The 16,257-nt window shown below is 39.4% G+C and carries 17 protein-coding genes; all 17 read left to right on the top strand.

Annotated elements, in window-relative coordinates:
* Positions 1-192 precede the first annotated feature (192 nt).
* The 17 genes from hprK to whiA all read left to right on the top strand — a co-directional run bounded on the left by hprK (position 193) and on the right by whiA (position 16,159).
* The gene (gene hprK / locus LS41612_RS04255) at positions 193-1,128 is read left to right on the top strand and encodes an HPr(Ser) kinase/phosphatase (RefSeq protein ID WP_024363883.1); all 936 of its coding nucleotides are present in this window, start codon (positions 193-195) and stop codon (positions 1,126-1,128) included.
* 37 nt (positions 1,129-1,165) lie between these two features.
* Positions 1,166-1,987, top strand: a complete 822-nt coding sequence (gene lgt / locus LS41612_RS04260) for a prolipoprotein diacylglyceryl transferase (RefSeq protein ID WP_024363884.1) — start codon at positions 1,166-1,168, stop codon at positions 1,985-1,987.
* A 12-nt stretch (positions 1,988-1,999) separates the two neighbouring features.
* Positions 2,000-2,641, top strand: coding sequence for a pyrophosphatase PpaX (gene ppaX / locus LS41612_RS04265; RefSeq protein ID WP_024363885.1), 642 nt, complete (start codon positions 2,000-2,002; stop codon positions 2,639-2,641).
* Positions 2,642-2,645: 4 nt separating this feature from the next.
* A complete protein-coding gene (locus LS41612_RS04270) occupies positions 2,646-3,188 on the top strand; it encodes an acyltransferase (protein WP_024363886.1) in 543 nt (180 codons plus the stop codon).
* Positions 3,189-3,832: 644 nt separating this feature from the next.
* Positions 3,833-5,005: an ATP phosphoribosyltransferase regulatory subunit gene (locus LS41612_RS04275; RefSeq protein WP_024363887.1), complete on the top strand. Its 1,173-nt coding sequence runs from the start codon at positions 3,833-3,835 to the stop codon at positions 5,003-5,005.
* Positions 4,998-5,621 (top strand): ATP phosphoribosyltransferase, encoded by a 624-nt coding sequence (hisG, locus tag LS41612_RS04280; protein WP_024363888.1) that lies wholly within the window; start codon positions 4,998-5,000, stop codon positions 5,619-5,621. The genes LS41612_RS04275 and hisG overlap by 8 nt, the downstream gene beginning before the upstream one ends.
* 89 nt (positions 5,622-5,710) lie before the next feature.
* On the top strand, positions 5,711-6,985 hold the full coding sequence (gene hisD / locus LS41612_RS04285) for a histidinol dehydrogenase (protein WP_024363889.1): 1,275 nt from the start codon (positions 5,711-5,713) through the stop codon (positions 6,983-6,985).
* A 4-nt stretch (positions 6,986-6,989) separates the two neighbouring features.
* Entirely contained in the window at positions 6,990-7,589 is a 600-nt protein-coding gene (hisB, locus tag LS41612_RS04290) for an imidazoleglycerol-phosphate dehydratase HisB (RefSeq protein WP_024363890.1), read from the top strand.
* Positions 7,586-8,218 carry an imidazole glycerol phosphate synthase subunit HisH gene (gene hisH, locus LS41612_RS04295; RefSeq protein WP_024363891.1) on the top strand — a complete coding sequence of 211 codons (633 nt, stop codon included), beginning with the start codon at positions 7,586-7,588 and terminating at the stop codon, positions 8,216-8,218. The genes hisB and hisH overlap by 4 nt, the downstream gene beginning before the upstream one ends.
* A complete protein-coding gene (gene hisF / locus LS41612_RS04300) occupies positions 8,212-8,973 on the top strand; it encodes an imidazole glycerol phosphate synthase subunit HisF (protein WP_024363892.1) in 762 nt (253 codons plus the stop codon). Before hisH ends, hisF begins: the two co-directional genes overlap by 7 nt.
* Positions 8,970-9,587, top strand: coding sequence for a bifunctional phosphoribosyl-AMP cyclohydrolase/phosphoribosyl-ATP diphosphatase HisIE (gene hisIE, locus LS41612_RS04305; RefSeq protein WP_024363893.1), 618 nt, complete (start codon positions 8,970-8,972; stop codon positions 9,585-9,587). The genes hisF and hisIE overlap by 4 nt, the downstream gene beginning before the upstream one ends.
* Before the next feature lie 90 nt (positions 9,588-9,677).
* Entirely contained in the window at positions 9,678-11,195 is a 1,518-nt protein-coding gene (locus LS41612_RS04310) for a tetratricopeptide repeat protein (protein ID WP_024363894.1), read from the top strand.
* Positions 11,196-11,300: 105 nt separating this feature from the next.
* Entirely contained in the window at positions 11,301-12,245 is a 945-nt protein-coding gene (gene trxB, locus LS41612_RS04315; protein ID WP_024363895.1) for a thioredoxin-disulfide reductase, read from the top strand.
* A 535-nt stretch (positions 12,246-12,780) separates the two neighbouring features.
* A complete protein-coding gene (locus LS41612_RS04320) occupies positions 12,781-13,248 on the top strand; it encodes an NUDIX hydrolase (RefSeq protein ID WP_024363896.1) in 468 nt (155 codons plus the stop codon).
* Positions 13,249-13,257: 9 nt separating this feature from the next.
* Positions 13,258-14,145: an RNase adapter RapZ gene (rapZ, locus tag LS41612_RS04325; protein ID WP_029747357.1), complete on the top strand. Its 888-nt coding sequence runs from the start codon at positions 13,258-13,260 to the stop codon at positions 14,143-14,145.
* Between the two features lie 4 nt (positions 14,146-14,149).
* Positions 14,150-15,121, top strand: coding sequence for a gluconeogenesis morphogenetic factor MgfK (gene mgfK, locus LS41612_RS04330; protein WP_024363898.1), 972 nt, complete (start codon positions 14,150-14,152; stop codon positions 15,119-15,121).
* Positions 15,122-15,211: 90 nt separating this feature from the next.
* On the top strand, positions 15,212-16,159 hold the full coding sequence (gene whiA, locus LS41612_RS04335; protein WP_024363899.1) for a DNA-binding protein WhiA: 948 nt from the start codon (positions 15,212-15,214) through the stop codon (positions 16,157-16,159).
* Positions 16,160-16,257: the final 98 nt, after the last annotated feature.

A 16,257-nucleotide genomic window follows, 5' to 3' on the forward strand; every position in this document is an offset into this window, starting at 1 on the left:
TAGTTTTTCTATTTTTATCATGTGCATAAGCTTTCTGAGATAGTTTTACATTTGTTATGTACAACCTTTAACTAGAAGTAAGTATAATAGTGTTACTAATCATCATGCACACAAGTGTAAATTCATTTCTTTTATACATAGGCATGCTAAAATAAAACAATATTCAATTCGTTTGAATGGAGGCTGCAAATATTGGTCGTAGTATTGACAAGAGATGTAATGGAAAAATTTAAGCTAGAGTTATTAGGCGGCGAGGAAGGTATAGGAAGAACAATTACCACAAGTGATATTTCTAGACCGGGGCTTGAAATGGCTGGTTATTTTACGCATTATCCTGCTAATCGAGTACAGCTACTAGGGAAAACAGAGCTTTCCTTTTTTGAAATGTTACCAGCGAATGTTAAACTTGAGCGTATGCGATTGCTATGTTCACAGGATACGCCTGCTATTATTATTTCGCGTGATTTAGAAGTACCAGATGAGCTTATTCAAGCTTCAAACGAAAAGCATGTACCTGTATTTAAAACTCACATGACAACAACGAAATTTTCGAGTAGGTTAACCAATTATTTAGAGGGACGTTTAGCACCTATGACAGCGGCACATGGTGTGTTAGTCGATGTATATGGCATCGGTGTGCTTATTATCGGAAAAAGCGGGGTTGGGAAAAGTGAAACAGCTCTTGAACTAGTAAAAAAAGGGCATCGATTAGTTGCAGATGATTGTGTGGAGATCCGTCAAGAGTCGGAGAACTTTTTAATAGGGAGTCCGCCACCGCTGTTAGAGCATTTATTGGAAATACGAGGTATTGGTATTATCGATATCATGACACTGTTTGGGGCAAGTGCTGTACGACCATATAAACGTATTACCTTAATTATTGAGCTAGAAATATGGGATCCAGACAAGGTTTATGATCGTTTAGGTTTAGAAGAAGAAAAAATGAAAATCATTGATACGGAACTAACAAAACTCACAATTCCAGTACGACCTGGACGAAATGTATCTGTAATCATCGAAGTAGCGGCGATGAATTACCGTTTGAAGAAAATGGGTGTCAATGCAGCGGAAGAGTTTTCAAGACGCTTAGATGAAGTCATTGCTTCATCAGATGAGTTAGATGATTAATGGAAAACGGATTGTAACATATTGAGAGGAGCATAAGATGGATTTATTACTATTAGACATTAACCCGGTCGCCTTTCATTTAGGGCCAATTCCTGTTCGATGGTACGGACTTTTAATTGTGTCGGGGATAATATTAGCATATTTTGTTGGACAACGAGAGGCGGTAAAACGCGGATTACCTGAGGATTTTCTAGCTGACTTATTATTATGGGCAGTACCGATTTCCATCGTTTGTGCGCGCATCTATTATGTTTCTATGCGTTGGGATTATTATAGTGAAAATCCAGGCAATATTATTGAAATTTGGAATGGTGGTATTGCGATTCATGGTGCGTTATTAGGTGCATTTGCGACGGCTTACATATTTACGCGGATAAAAGGGGTAAGCTTTTTACGAGTAGCTGATATTGCAGCACCAAGTATTTTGATTGGTCAAATTATTGGTCGTTGGGGCAACTTTATGAATCAAGAAGCATTTGGTGGCCCAGTGTCACGTTCATTTTTAGAAAGCCTGATGCTACCGGATTGGATTATTAATCAAATGTACATTGAAGAACTAGGCACATACGTCCATCCTACATTTTTATATGAGTCTGTTTGGAACTTCATCGGTTTATTAATATTACTGGCATTACGTAAAGTGAATCTAAATCGCGGTGAAATTTTCTTTAGCTATTTAATATGGTATTCAATTGGTCGCTTCTATATAGAAGGTTTACGTACGGATAGTCTTTATTTAGTAGGAGACTTGCGTTCGGCTCAGGTTGTTTCCATTATCGGCATTGTGATAGGTCTTGCGGCAATTATTTACCGCAGATTGAAGGTAAAACCTGCTGTGAAATATTTGGACAATAAGTAAGGAGTGGAAAGTATGGCTGTAAAGGCATTGCTTTTTGATTTTGATGGTACACTATTAAATACAAATGACTTAATCATACAATCATTTATGCACGTGTTAGAAGAGAGATTTCCCGGGCAATATTCGCCAAAAGATTGCTTGAAATTCATGGGTCCGTCATTAAAACAGACATTTAGTGTTTTAACGCCAGGAGAAGAAGATGAAATGATAGCAAAATACCGCGCTTGGAATGAACCGCATCATGATGAGGTTGTCACAGAGTTTCCTGATGTTGTGTCAACTTTAGAGCAATTAAAGTCAATGGGGATTAAATTAGCCATCGTCTCAACAAAGCGCAATGCGATGATTGACCGAGGGTTGAAGATCCTAGGTGCTAGTCATCTATTTGAGGTGATCGTGGGAACTGATGATGTCCAACATGTGAAGCCTGATCCAGAGCCAGTTTTACTTGCTCTTACACGTCTTGGTGTCGCAAAGGAAGATGCCATTATGATTGGTGATAATTCACATGATATTGAAGCTGGACACAATGCGGGGGTAAGAGCTGCGGGTGTCGCATGGTCAATTAAAGGGGAGCAATATTTACAGCAGTTTAATCCAGAATATCTATTGCACCATATGAAAGATTTACTTGCTATTGTGAAAGAGGGGTAAAGGCATGGCGCGTAAAACGGAAAGATATCGTGTCGAAGGAGCAAATTCGCTATGGAATGTATATGATACGGTGTCCTTTTGGAAGGTGATGAAGTGCTTCATTGTCATTCAAATTGGACGCTTCACACCTTTTTTACGCGTGAAGAACTGGCTGTATCGCACTTTTTTAAAAATGAAGATTGGTGACCAAACGTCTTTCGCTTTAATGGTCATGCCAGATACGATGTTCCCAGAACGTATTCATGTCGGCAATAATACAGTGATTGGCTTTAATACGACAATTTTAGCGCATGAATATTTAATTGAAGAGTATCGTTTAGGAGATGTCCATATTGGCAATGAAGTAATGGTTGGTGCCAATTCAACCATTTTACCAGGAGTGACAATAGGGGACGGTGCTATTGTGTCTGCGGCAACACTCGTACATAAGGATGTACCAGCAGGTTGTCTAGCAGGTGGCAATCCGATGCAAATTATTTACACTGCGGAACAGATGGCGGAGCGTAAACGAAGTGAAGTTGTCCAATGGTGCACGCCGAAAAAGTAAAGAAGATGAAAAGTGTTAGATTGACTGCAAATCAATCTAACACTTTTTTGCTATGGCGTTATTGTACGCTACGGCGGTGCTTTCCGCTCAGCACAGTAAGCCGCAACCCTCGCTAACGCGCAGAATGCCAGCGTCTTACGTTGTGCGCGTTCTATGCAGGAGTCACCGCCTTCGCTACCAACAACTAGTGAACACTTCTAATTTATTGCAAAAGCAAGAATAGCTAAGTTCTCCATATAGCGAAAATTTATGAACACCTTTCCTCTGTTCTTTAAATTTTTTAGTAATGTCCCAACCTCTTTTTTTGCTATGCCGTTATTGTACGCTTCAGCGGTCCTTTCTACTCAGTACAGTAAGGCTGCAACCTTCAACTCATTTCGCTTGCAATTATTATATTTTTAAAGCAAGAACAGCTAAATTTAAAGTAATGTCCACATTTTGATGTCTCCTACATAAGTGAGGCAATAGTCTCGATAAACATTTCACTTTGTGTAAATAGGTGTATAATTAACAGAAGTATTGAAATTATTTGTGAATTTAATGTGTAAAACATTGACTGAACAGAAGGAATGAGTTAAAATACTTTCATATTCTAATTCTCTAATACTCTAGTGAATTAAAGTGAAACGTAAGGAAGTGTCCACATGTCGTCGATTAAAATGTTCGAAAAGCCACTTGGTATGCGTGATAAATTTCCGCAAATTTATGAAAAAGTAGAAGCTGTAAGACATACAGGTCGAAATTTTTTACGCTCAAGAGGCTATGAATTTATCAAAACGCCTACAGTAGAGTATTTCGATACGGTAGGGAAAGCATCTGCAATTTCCGATGCGCATTTATTTAAGCTTGTAGATAGTCAGGGCAACACGCTCGTTCTACGTCCTGATATGACAACACCGATTGCTCGAGTAGCCACTTCAAAATTATTGAAAGAAATGATACCGCTGCGCTTAGCTTACTTTGCAAGTGTATTCCGTGCACAGGAAACAGAAGGTGGACGTCCCGCAGAATTTGAGCAAATGGGTATTGAGTTAATTGGTGATCATTCCGTGTTTGCGGATGCAGAAGTAATTGTTACAGCAATGGAGTTATTAAAACAATTTGGATTAGAAAATTTCAAAGTCACAATAGGACATGCAGGTGTCTTGAATTGTATTTTACAGGACTATACAGAAAGCATCGAACAAGAAGATGTCCTGCGTACACTGCTTGTACAACGTAATTATGTAGGCTTTGAGGAGGCAGTTGCATCATTTGATTTACCAAAAACAAAATCAGATGCATTGTTACAGTTTATTGAAGAGGCAATGACCTTAAAGGAAATTCGTGATATTGAAAAATATGTGCGTAAAAATGACGCATTAGAATATATGCAACAACTTGCAAAATTATTAGAAGTCGCTGATCTTGCACAGTATGTCGCGTTTGATTTTACTCTTTCAAGCCATATGAGCTATTACACAGGTATGTTATTTGAAGTATTTGCTTCAGGCAGTGGTTTCCCATTAGGAAATGGTGGCCGTTACGATGGTTTGCTTGAAGTATTTGGATCAAAGGTCGGTGCTACAGGCTTTAGCATTCGTGTAGATAGATTATTAGAAACGATTACTGCACAAGCTTCGGACAAGGAAGAAGCCATTGTGGTGCTATTCGAGGAAGAAAATTTTGAAGAGGCTCTAGAAAAAATAGAGGCTTTAAGAGCAGCAGGTAAACAAGCGACTTTACAGTTGAGAAGTAGTTTAGTTGATGAAGCAGCCTTTTTAACGCATTTTACAAAGGTAGTTGTTGTTGGACAGGAGGAAATTCGCGGTGAATGAATTAACCATTGCTATGCCGAAAGGGCGCATTTTTGAAGAGGCATACCAAATGCTTATTGAAGCGGGCTTTAATTTACCAGAAGAGGTTGAAATGTCGCGTAAATTAATGATCGAAATCCCAGAAGAAAAAATTCGTTTTATTCTAGCGAAACCTATGGATGTGCCTGTTTATGTTGAGCACGGTGTAGCCGATATTGGAATTGCTGGAAAAGATGTTTTACTGGAGCAACAGCGCGTGGTACATGAGCTTCTTGATTTGAAAATAAGTACTTGCTATATTGCTTCAGCTGGCTTACCGAATACGACGATGAACGAACTTGCACCACGCATTGCGACGAAGTATCCGAACATTGCCATGAAGTATTATAAAGGGATTGGCGAACAAGTAGAAATTATTGAATTAAACGGGTCGATTGAGCTTGCGCCAATGATTGGTTTAGCGGACCGCATTGTGGATATCGTATCGACTGGACGTACGTTAAAAGAAAATGGCTTAGTTGAGTATGAGTATATTACAGAAGTTTCATCACGTTTAATTGCCAATCCCGTAAGTTACCGCATGAAAGGTGACCGCATAATCGATTTGGTGAAACGTTTAAAGAAGTGTGTCGACTAATGAATGTTGTTTCATCGTAATAATTGCAAAGACGCAAGTTGCGAAAAGGAACTGCACGAATAGCTAGAAATTTAAAGGAGACTTTTTCCATGAAAATCACAAAGTTAGCAAAAGGTATTTCCTTGAAACGACCACTTGAAGGTGGCAACGAAGAACAATTAAAAATTGTACGACAAGTATTGGCAGATGTGCGAGCACAAGGTGACAGCGCAATACGTACATATACAGAAAAATGGGATGGCTTTGCTCCAGACAATTTACGTGTTACAAAGGCAGAGATTAAAGAGGGAGTAGAGGCAATCGACGCGCAATTATTTGCAGATTTAACAGAAGCTGCCCACAATATTCGCGTTTATCATGAGCAACAAAAACGTTCTGGCTATCGTTTGGAATTAGCAGATGGCTCTTGGCTTGGGCAACGGATTACCGCACTCGATGCAGTAGGTCTTTACGTTCCTGGAGGAACAGCGGCCTATCCTTCTTCCGTGTTGATGAACGTTATTCCTGCTCAAGTAGCGGGTGTTGAGCGAATTGTTATCACATCACCTGCGGGGCGTGACGGGAAATTACCTGCTGGTGTACTTGCCGCCGCTCATATATTAGGTGTGGAAGAAGTATATAAAATTGGTGGGGCACAGGCAATTGCAGCACTTGCCTATGGAACGGAAACAATTCAAGCCGTCGATAAAATAACTGGTCCAGGTAATATTTACGTTGCACTTGCTAAACGCGAAGTATTTGGTGAGGTCGCGATTGATATGATTGCTGGACCAAGTGAAATTGCCGTAATCGCAGATGATACAGCTTTTGCAGATGAGGTAGCTGCAGACCTATTATCACAGGCAGAACACGATAAGATGGCCTGTGCTATTTTAGTGACAACGTCTGAGCAACTTGCTCACAATGTGGCGCTGGAAGTAGAAAAACAATTAGCGACTTTACCACGTGAAGAAGTAGCACGTGCCTCAATCGAAAATTTTGGCGCGATTTATATTGCTGAAACGATGTCAGATGCAGTGGAGGCAATTAATTCATTAGCCCCTGAGCATTTAGAAATCGTGACCAAAAATGCCGAAGCGGTGGCAGAGCAAGTGCGCCATGCAGGTGGTATTTTCATCGGTCGATATAGCTCCGAGCCTGTTGGAGATTATTTTGCTGGCACAAACCATGTGCTACCAACAAACAGCACAGCGCGTTTTGCAAGTGGCTTAAATGTGGATGACTTCGTAAAAAAATCGAGTATCGTTTATTATACTGAAAAAACTTGGGCAACGAACGCCCCGAAAATTGCACGCTTAGCTCGGATGGAAGGCTTAGAGGGCCATGCTCGTGCTGTAGAATCTCGTGGATGGGAAAAGGAGTAATACGATGACAGAACAGAAACGCTACGCAAAGGTAGAACGCAAAACAAATGAAACACAAATTTCAGTTGCCATTGAGTTAGATGGCGAGGGCAAGGCGGATATCCAAACAGGTGTTGGCTTTATGGATCACATGCTGGATTTATTTATTAAACATGGCCTATTTAATGGCACAATTCAAGCGAATGGTGATACGCATATTGACGACCACCATACAACGGAAGACCTTGGCATTGTATTAGGACAAGCCATTCGTCAAGCGCTCGGCGATAAGAAAGGTATTAAACGTTATGGTAATGCCTTTGTACCAATGGATGATGCACTGGCACAAGTTGTTGTCGATTGTTCAAATCGTCCACATTTAGAGTATCGTGTGCCTGAACTAAAAGAGAAAGTAGGAACTTTTGATACGGAGTTAGTGCATGAGTTTTTATGGAAATTTGCGCTTGAAGCAAGAATGAATGTCCACGTTATCGTACCGTATGGTCATAATACACACCACATTATCGAAGCTATTTTTAAAGCATTAGCTCGTGCCATTGATGCGGCAGTTGAAATTGATCCTCGCGTTAAGGGTGTACCTTCCACAAAGGGGCTGTTAACGTGAAAATAGGTGTGATTGACTATGGGATGGGTAATTTATTTAGTGTTGAACAAGCACTAAAACGACTTGGCTGTGAAGTCATTGTAACAGCACAAGAACAGGAACTAGATGAAGCTGATGCCCTGTTACTGCCAGGTGTGGGCGCTTTTCCCGATGCTATGAAACGTTTAGCTGAAACAAAATTAGATTGCTATTTACAAAAGGTACAAGCGGAAAATCGACCATTGCTCGGTATTTGTTTAGGCATGCAGTTATTATTTGAGGAAAGCGTAGAGGTGACACCAACGAAGGGACTAGGTTTCTTCAAAGGCAGCATTCAACGTTTTAGCGGCATTCAAGGGGAGCAGTTTTATCGAGTACCTCATATGGGGTGGAATGAATTAATTGTGATGAATCGACCAGCATGGCTCAAAGGCGAGACACCTGCCGAGCACGTTTATTTTGTCCATTCTTTTTATGCGACGAATATTGAACCGACAGAACTAGTGGCCTATGCTGACTACCATGGCATTGAAGTCCCAGGGATTGTTGCCAAAGGCTCGATCACAGGTATGCAATTCCATCCTGAAAAATCAGGTGAGTTAGGCGTGTACTTATTAGAACAATGGTTAAAAGGGGTGGCGGCGTGCTAACGAAACGTATTATTCCATGTCTTGATGTGAAGGAAGGACGAGTTGTTAAAGGTGTACAGTTCGTATCATTACGTGATGCAGGAGATCCGGTAGAGCTTGCAAAGTTTTATGATGAACAAGGTGCAGATGAGCTTGTTTTCCTAGATATCTCAGCATCGCATGAAGGCCGTGACACAATGGTCGATGTAGTGCGCCAAACTGCGGCGACACTAGCCATTCCATTTACTGTTGGTGGCGGTATTCGCTCGTTAGAGGATATGAAGCGTATTTTACGCGCAGGTGCTGACAAAGTATCTGTTAATACTTCTGCCTTAGAACGCCCAGCGCTGATTAAAGAAGGTTCTGACTATTTCGGAGCACAATGTATTGTTGTTGCAATTGATGCGCGCTATAGTGAAGAAGACGGCACGTGGATGGTTTATACACACGGTGGTCGCAACAAAACATCTTGGCAAGTAATAGAGTGGGCAAAAGAAGCTGTCCGCTTAGGTGCTGGCGAGATTTTATTAACAAGTATGAATCAAGACGGTGAAAAATCTGGCTTTGATTTAGCTTTAACGAAGGCTGTACGACAGGCCGTGACAGTCCCAGTCATTGCAAGTGGTGGTGCAGGGAATGCCGAACATTTTTACGAAGTATTAGCGGACGATGTAGATGCAGATGCAGCACTTGCAGCATCCATTTTCCATTACAAAGAAACGAGTGTAGCGCAAGTAAAACAATACTTACGTGAAAAAGGAGTGGCAGTAAGATGATAGAGAACATTAAATTTGACGATAAAGGTCTTGTTACAGCAGTTGTGCAAGATGCCAATACAAAAGAAGTATTAACTGTAGCTTATATGAATAAAGAATCATTAGAAAAAACATTAGAATCAGGCGAAACTTGGTTTTACTCACGTTCTCGTGAAGCGCTTTGGCATAAAGGAGCGACGAGTGGTAACGTACAAAAAGTAGTGTCCATTAAAGCCGACTGTGATGGCGATGCATTAGTTGTAGAAGTACTTCCTGCTGGTCCCGCATGCCACAATGGCACAACATCTTGCTTTACGACAGTACTGCAAGAAAAAGCAAAAGTTGGTTCGGTTAGTATTATCCCTGAGCTAGTCAAAGTCATTGAAAAGCGTGAGCAAGATATGCCTGAGGGTGCATATACTACATATTTATTCGATAAAGGCATCGATAAAATTTGTAAAAAAGTTGGGGAAGAAGCAACAGAGGTAGTTATCGGTGCAAAAAATCGTGATGCAGAAGAAGTAAAATGGGAAGCGGCTGATTTAATTTACCACTTACTAGTTTTACTGCAAGAACAAAAAGTAAATGTTTTTGACGTATTACATGTGTTGGAAAAACGTCACGAGGAGAAATAACAGCATATCGCTTATTGTATGGTATAATATGAGTTACTGTAAAAAGGAACGTATAATGCGTTCCTTATTTCTTGTTTCGGAGGAAATATTTTGGAAAAGAAACGTCAAAAAGAGAAGCAAACGAATGTCGTATCGTTCATTCCAACAGGCGACTATTATTATAAAAAATCAATTCAAGCGATGAATAGTGGTCAAATGGATAAAGCCTATAAATACTTACAACGTGCTGTAGATTTAAGTCCAGATGATCCTATGATTTTATTGCAATTAGCGATTGTAGAGTTAGAAGGTCAAGGTTTTGAGGAAGCCTATGATCTGCTTCGTCGTGCCTATCAATTAGACCCAAATGAGCCAGAAATTATTTTTTATATGGCTGAGGTATCAGGATGTGTCGGCATTATTCAAGATGCCAAACGCTTTGCAGAGCAATACTTAGAAATGGAACCTGAGGGTGCATATGCGGATGAAGCGGCAGAAATATTAGACTTTGTTGCTTTTGAGCACAATGAATATGAAGAGCTGGAAGGCAGTGGCGAGGATTTATATCGGCAGGAGCAAGCACGTCGTTGCATGGAAAAGGGTGACTTTCCAGAAGCAATCAATATTTTAGAACAATTAGTAGAAGATAGACCGGAATTTTGGTCAGCATACAATAATTTAGCTTTAGCTTATTTTTATGTAGGTGAAGCGGAACAGGCTAAAGCGATTTTGAACACGGTTTTGCGTGAGAATAAAGGGAATCTCCATGCATTGTGTAATCTAACGGTTATTGCCTACTATGAGAAAAATGATGAGGAATTAAATGCTCTTTTAGAAGTATTGGTGAAAATTCAACCTTATGCTTGGGATCATCGTTACAAATTGGGCGCAACGCTTGCACTGATTGGTCAATATGAAACTGCATTTAAATGGCTACGAAGCATGCAGAAGCGTGGTTATTTAGGAGATCCAGGGTTTTACTTTTGGTTATCTCATGCGGCCTACTTTTCTGGTTACGATGATATTGCCAAAAATGCTTGGGAGCAGTTGCTTGAGTTAGATCCAGATAAAGAAGGTTTTGAACCTTGGCGTCAGCAGGAAAATACATATGAGCTTGACGCATTAGAGCATGATCGTGACTTCATTGTAGCGAAGCTTGAAAGTGAGTATATAAGTGATCGTTTATTTGGCTTATTTTTATTACGAGGAACAGCGCATAAGCAGGAAATCATTGCGCATCCTAAATGGATAGATGTAGAGCAATTTGGTGCTTTTGAAAAGCTTTTTTTAGCTTATGCACTCGGCCATCAGTTTGATGAGAAAAACAAAGTAGAGGCAAGTTTTTTAAGAGCCGTACGTGTACCCGAGATTTTGTTGGAGCACTATGGAAAGTTGACGACAATCGTCGCACCAATGTTCCAAATGTGGTTCGTGCTTTGTGAACAAGCACTTAGTCAAAATTATCGCTTTACAAATCCGGCTGCTATTGCAGGTGCAAATGACTTTTTATTCCGCTCATCTCGCATGTTGAAGGTGACGAAAAAAGAAATCGCAGAGCAATATGGCATATCTGTAGCAACATTATCGAAATATATAGATGAAATATTAATGTACTTACCAACGAGTTAAATTGAAGTTGTGAGCAACTTAGTTGAATAACTTCATGCTTTCACATACGATGAACATACTGAACGTTATTATAAAAAAGTATTACGAGTTTAGGAGGAAGTAAGTATGTCAGAAGAAAAAATTTATGATGTTGTAATTATTGGTGCAGGTCCTGCCGGAATGACTGCGGCTGTTTATACATCACGTGCAAATCTTTCAACATTAATGATTGAACGTGGTATCCCTGGTGGACAAATGGCGAATACGGAAGAAGTAGAAAACTATCCAGGATTTGATACTATTTTAGGGCCTGAGCTATCTACTAAAATGTTCGAGCATGCGAAAAAATTTGGTGCTGAATATGCTTACGGTGATGTCTCAGAAATCATTGATGGTGAAGAATATAAAACGATAAAATCAGGTGCTAAGGAATATAAAACACGCTCAATTATACTTTCTACTGGTGCAGAGTATAAAAAAATGGGTGTACCTGGTGAAAAAGAGCTTGGTGGACGTGGTGTCAGCTATTGTGCTGTATGTGATGGTGCATTCTTTAAACAAAAAAATCTCGTTGTCGTAGGTGGCGGAGATTCTGCTGTTGAAGAAGGTGTGTATTTAACGCGTTTTGCTGATAAAGTAACAATTGTTCACCGTCGTGATAAATTACGTGCACAAAAAATTCTACAAGATCGTGCATTTGCAAACGACAAAATTGATTTCATTTGGAATGCAACAGTGAAAGAAATTAACGAAGCTGATGGTAAAGTAGGCAGCGTTACATTGCAATCAACTGTCGATGGCACAGAATCTGAATTTGCGGCTGATGGCGTATTTATTTACATTGGGATGTTGCCATTAACAAAACCTTTTGAATCACTAGGCATTTTAAATGAAGCTGGTTATATTGTGACTAACGACAATATGGAAACAAATGTACCAGGTATTTTTGCTGCTGGGGATGTGCGTGAAAAAACGCTTCGTCAAATCGTTACTGCGACTGGCGATGGCAGTATTGCGGCGCAAGCAGCACAACATTATGTTGAAGAATTACTAGAAAAAATTAACGCATAATAAGCGTTATACCGAGTGATGGTCTCAAAAATCTTAGAAGTGCATTGCAATTGGCCGTTATTACCGGAAAAAAATACAAATTTTTAATACGGTTTTAATATTGCTGTAACTTGAATGACATATAAAAGGTGTAATATAAAGACTGTAATTAGCAATCCCCCTTTTATTTTTTTAGTAGGTTGTTTCCGCCTAAATTAGGTGGGAGCAACCTATTTTTAGTGCCAGTCACTCAAACAATTCTGAATTTTTAAAGCGTTGCAAGTAGCTTATTTTACGTAATAGTAAGCCTAATGCTAATTATTTTGGATATGTCATGTCTTACAGTAGAAAACTGTATACTATATGTAGAGGGAATAGTGTAAAATAATGGTTATTGAAAGATGCGTTGACCTTTTCTGCATGCATTTGAAACCTTTGGGATAAGTTGATTTAATCATTTTTTTGCGCAAGATTCCATAGTTGTGAAATGAGGACAAACTCTGATAGGTCTTGCTATAATAAAAAATAGAATGCAAAAGAGATTAGAGGTGTGCCTATGCAAAGAATTGCAAACTTAATCGCCGTAAAAGACGGCCAAGTATTATTACTTCAAAAGCCGAGACGTGGCTGGTATGTAGCACCAGGCGGGAAAATGGAGAGCGGTGAGTCTATTTATGAGGCTGCTTTACGTGAGTTTCAGGAAGAAACAAATGTAATCCCATTGAAAGCGCATTTAAAAGGTGTCTATACGATGGTTATTAAAGAAGATAACGTTAAGGTAGATGAATGGATGTTGTATACTTTTGTAGCGAAGGATATAGAAGGTGTACCATTCGAAGAAACAAGAGAAGGTAAGCTTGCATGGCACCCAATTGAGGATTTGAAACATTTGCCAATGGCTGAAGGTGACCGAACAAATTTACAATTTGCTGTATCACAATCAGGCATTCAGTACGGTACATTCGAATACACGAAGGATTTTGAATTACTTCATGAAAAAATACAAATATCAATAGAACAATAAAGGAGCTGCATGACAGTGGTGGTTGAAAGTCAACAACATGAATTGGTCATTATTACAGGAATGTCTGGAGCTGGAAAAACGGTAGCTATTCAAAGCTTTGAGGATTTAGGGTATTACTGTATTGATAATTTACCACCAGCGTTACTCACAACTTTTTTAACTTTACTTAGAGATTCAGGTAAAAATATTACACGTATTGCCGCGGTCATGGATATGCGTGGCGGTGACTTTTTCGATTCGCTCATTGGTGCGCTTGACCATATATTAAAAGAAGGCGATATTGTTGCGCGGATTTTATTTTTAGATGCTGATGATCAGACGCTTGTAAGACGATATAAGGAAACAAGACGTGCACACCCATTAGCTGTAACCGGTTTACCTTTAGATGGTATTAAACAAGAACGTATACTTCTATCTGAAGTGAAGGGCCGCGCTAAATTTGTTTATAATACCTCCAACATGAAACCAAAAGAGTTACGCGAGAAAATTGTCAATGAATTTGCAAGCGATGCAGATCATACTTTTTCAATTAATATTATGTCCTTTGGATTTAAACATGGTATGCCAATAGATGCAGATTTAGTATTTGATGTGCGCTTTTTAAAAAATCCATATTATGTGGAGGAATTGCGCCATAAAACAGGTTTGCAAACAGAAGTTTCTTCTTATGTATTAGCGTTAGAGGATACACAAATCCTAATTCAAAAACTAACGGATTTGTTTGAATTTATGGTACCGCTTTATAAACAAGAGGGGAAATCACAACTTGTCATTGCTTTTGGTTGTACAGGAGGACAGCATCGTTCGGTGACGTTGGCAGAATATTTTGGTGCTTGCTTAGCCAAAAATGAAAATGCTGTGATATCGCACCGTGACATCAATCGAAGAAAGGATTGAGTGAATGGGGAAAAAGCATACAAGGCTAGTTGTAATAGGTGGTGGTACTGGCCTTTCCACGTTACTGCGTGGTTTAAAGCATCACCCGTTTGATATCACTGCAATCGTAACAGTTGCGGATGATGGTGGTTCCTCAGGACGTCTACGTGATGACTATGATATCCCCCCACCAGGGGATGTCCGCAATGTCATCGCTGCATTATCAGACGTGGAGCCACTTGTTGAGCAAATGTTTCAATATCGTTTTTCTGTATCAGATGATTTGAACGGTCATTCTTTAGGTAATTTAATGTTAACGGCTTTAACAGATATAACTGGGGATTTTAGCCATGCTATTAGTGAGATGGGAAAAGTGCTAAAAGTACATGGGCGAGTGATTCCAGCTGCTAATAAAAAGATTACTTTACATGCCGAGTTAGAAGATGGCGTAATAATTGAAGGTGAGTCTAAAATCCCGACAGCATCAAAACGCATTAACCGCGTTTTTTTAGTGCCTGAAAATGTGCAACCGCTACCAGAAGCAATACGGGCAATTAATCGGGCAGACTATATTTTAATAGGACCTGGAAGCTTATATACGAGTATTATTCCGAATTTGCTTGTGAAAGCAATTGGGGAGGCTGTTGTAAAAGCAAGGGGTCGCAAAATTTATGTATGTAATTTAATGACTCAAAAAGGTGAGACAATTTCCTATACAGCAGGTGACCATGTGCAAGCGATACACAAGCATGTTGGTAATTCTTTTATCGATTCTATTTTAGTCAATGATGAGCAACTGCCACATCCTGTAAAAGAACTATATAAAGAAGAATGTGCAGAGCCTGTAACATTTGATGTAGGAAAGCTTGAAAGTATGGGATTAGAAGTTATTAAACGAGATATTGCAACCATTCGACCTGATGGGACAGTTCGCCATAATGCGGCAAATGTTGCAAAATGGCTTGTGGATTATGCAAAAATCTTACCCAAAAAGTAAGGAAGCCTACAATAGAGTCCTAAAGAATGCTTGTTGTATATGGTAAGATGAACATATACATAGAAATAAAGGTCGAAAGGGGGGCGTGCTATGTCATTTGCTTCAGAAACAAAAAAAGAGCTTACACAGGTAGAAGCGGACGACTACTGTATGAAAGCGGAAGTATCCGCGTTAATTCGTATGAATGGTTCGTTATCTTTTGCTAACAAACAACTTAGCTTAGACGTGCAAACCGAAAATGCTGCAATCGCACGAAGGCTTTATACGATAATGAAGAAGTTGTATCCATATAATGTGGAGCTACTTGTACGTAAGAAAATGCGATTGAAAAAAAATAATGTGTATATATGTCGTGTACGTGAAGGTGCACGGGAATTGCTCATTAATTTAGCTATTATTTCAGATGATTTTCAATTTAATCATACGATTTCTAAAGAGCTGATTAAAAAGAGTGGTCATAAAAGAGCCTACTTACGTGGAGCGTTTTTAGCAGGTGGCTCGGTAAATAATCCAGAAACGTCTGCCTATCATTTAGAAATTTATTCTTTGTATAAAGAGCATGGTGAGGCATTAATGGATTTAATGAACGAATTTGAATTGAATGCAAAAACCATTGAACGCAAGAAGGGCTTTGTGACATACTTAAAGGAAGCGGAAAAGATTTCCGACTTTTTAAATATTGTCGGAGCCCATCAAGCCATGATGAAATTTGAAGATGTTCGTATATTACGCGATATGCGCAATAGTGTGAATCGTATTGTGAACTGTGAGACAGCAAACTTGAATAAAACAATAGGTGCTGCACTGCGTCAGGTAGAAAATATTCGATTTATCGAAAATTCCATTGGCTTGGATCAGTTGCCTGAAAAACTGCGCGAAATTGCACGCCTACGTGTGGAATATCAAGATGTGACGTTAAAAGAACTTGGTGAAATGGTATCAAGTGGAACGGTTAGTAAATCAGGAGTCAATCATCGATTGCGTAAAATAGACGAAATAGCAGATGCATTAAGAAGAGGTGAAAAGATAGGCGGTTAAGTTTTCATGCGTATTCGATATGAAAGCAAGCACAATCGCTTATTGTTCTTCTGCTGTTAAGTGAGGTAATATAATACTAATAGATGAACGGTAGTGAA

This window comes from Lysinibacillus sphaericus (genome assembly GCF_002982115.1).
Lineage (GTDB): Bacteria > Bacillota > Bacilli > Bacillales_A > Planococcaceae > Lysinibacillus > Lysinibacillus sphaericus.

Bases quoted from the DNA above. Each gene is read 5' to 3' on its own strand.
- mgfK (WP_024363898.1), top strand. From the start codon at position 14,150: ATGGGGAAAAAGCATACAAGGCTAGTTGTAATAGGTGGTGGTACTGGC.
- lgt (WP_024363884.1), top strand. From the start codon at position 1,166: ATGGATTTATTACTATTAGACATTAACCCGGTCGCCTTTCATTTAGGG.
- hisIE (WP_024363893.1), top strand. From the start codon at position 8,970: ATGATAGAGAACATTAAATTTGACGATAAAGGTCTTGTTACAGCAGTT.
- rapZ (WP_029747357.1), top strand. From the start codon at position 13,258: ATGACAGTGGTGGTTGAAAGTCAACAACATGAATTGGTCATTATTACA.
- hisD (WP_024363889.1), top strand. From the start codon at position 5,711: ATGAAAATCACAAAGTTAGCAAAAGGTATTTCCTTGAAACGACCACTT.
- hisB (WP_024363890.1), top strand. From the start codon at position 6,990: ATGACAGAACAGAAACGCTACGCAAAGGTAGAACGCAAAACAAATGAA.
- LS41612_RS04320 (WP_024363896.1), top strand. From the start codon at position 12,781: ATGCAAAGAATTGCAAACTTAATCGCCGTAAAAGACGGCCAAGTATTA.
- whiA (WP_024363899.1), top strand. From the start codon at position 15,212: ATGTCATTTGCTTCAGAAACAAAAAAAGAGCTTACACAGGTAGAAGCG.
- LS41612_RS04275 (WP_024363887.1), top strand. From the start codon at position 3,833: ATGTCGTCGATTAAAATGTTCGAAAAGCCACTTGGTATGCGTGATAAA.
- ppaX (WP_024363885.1), top strand. From the start codon at position 2,000: ATGGCTGTAAAGGCATTGCTTTTTGATTTTGATGGTACACTATTAAAT.
- LS41612_RS04270 (WP_024363886.1), top strand. From the start codon at position 2,646: ATGGCGCGTAAAACGGAAAGATATCGTGTCGAAGGAGCAAATTCGCTA.
- trxB (WP_024363895.1), top strand. From the start codon at position 11,301: ATGTCAGAAGAAAAAATTTATGATGTTGTAATTATTGGTGCAGGTCCT.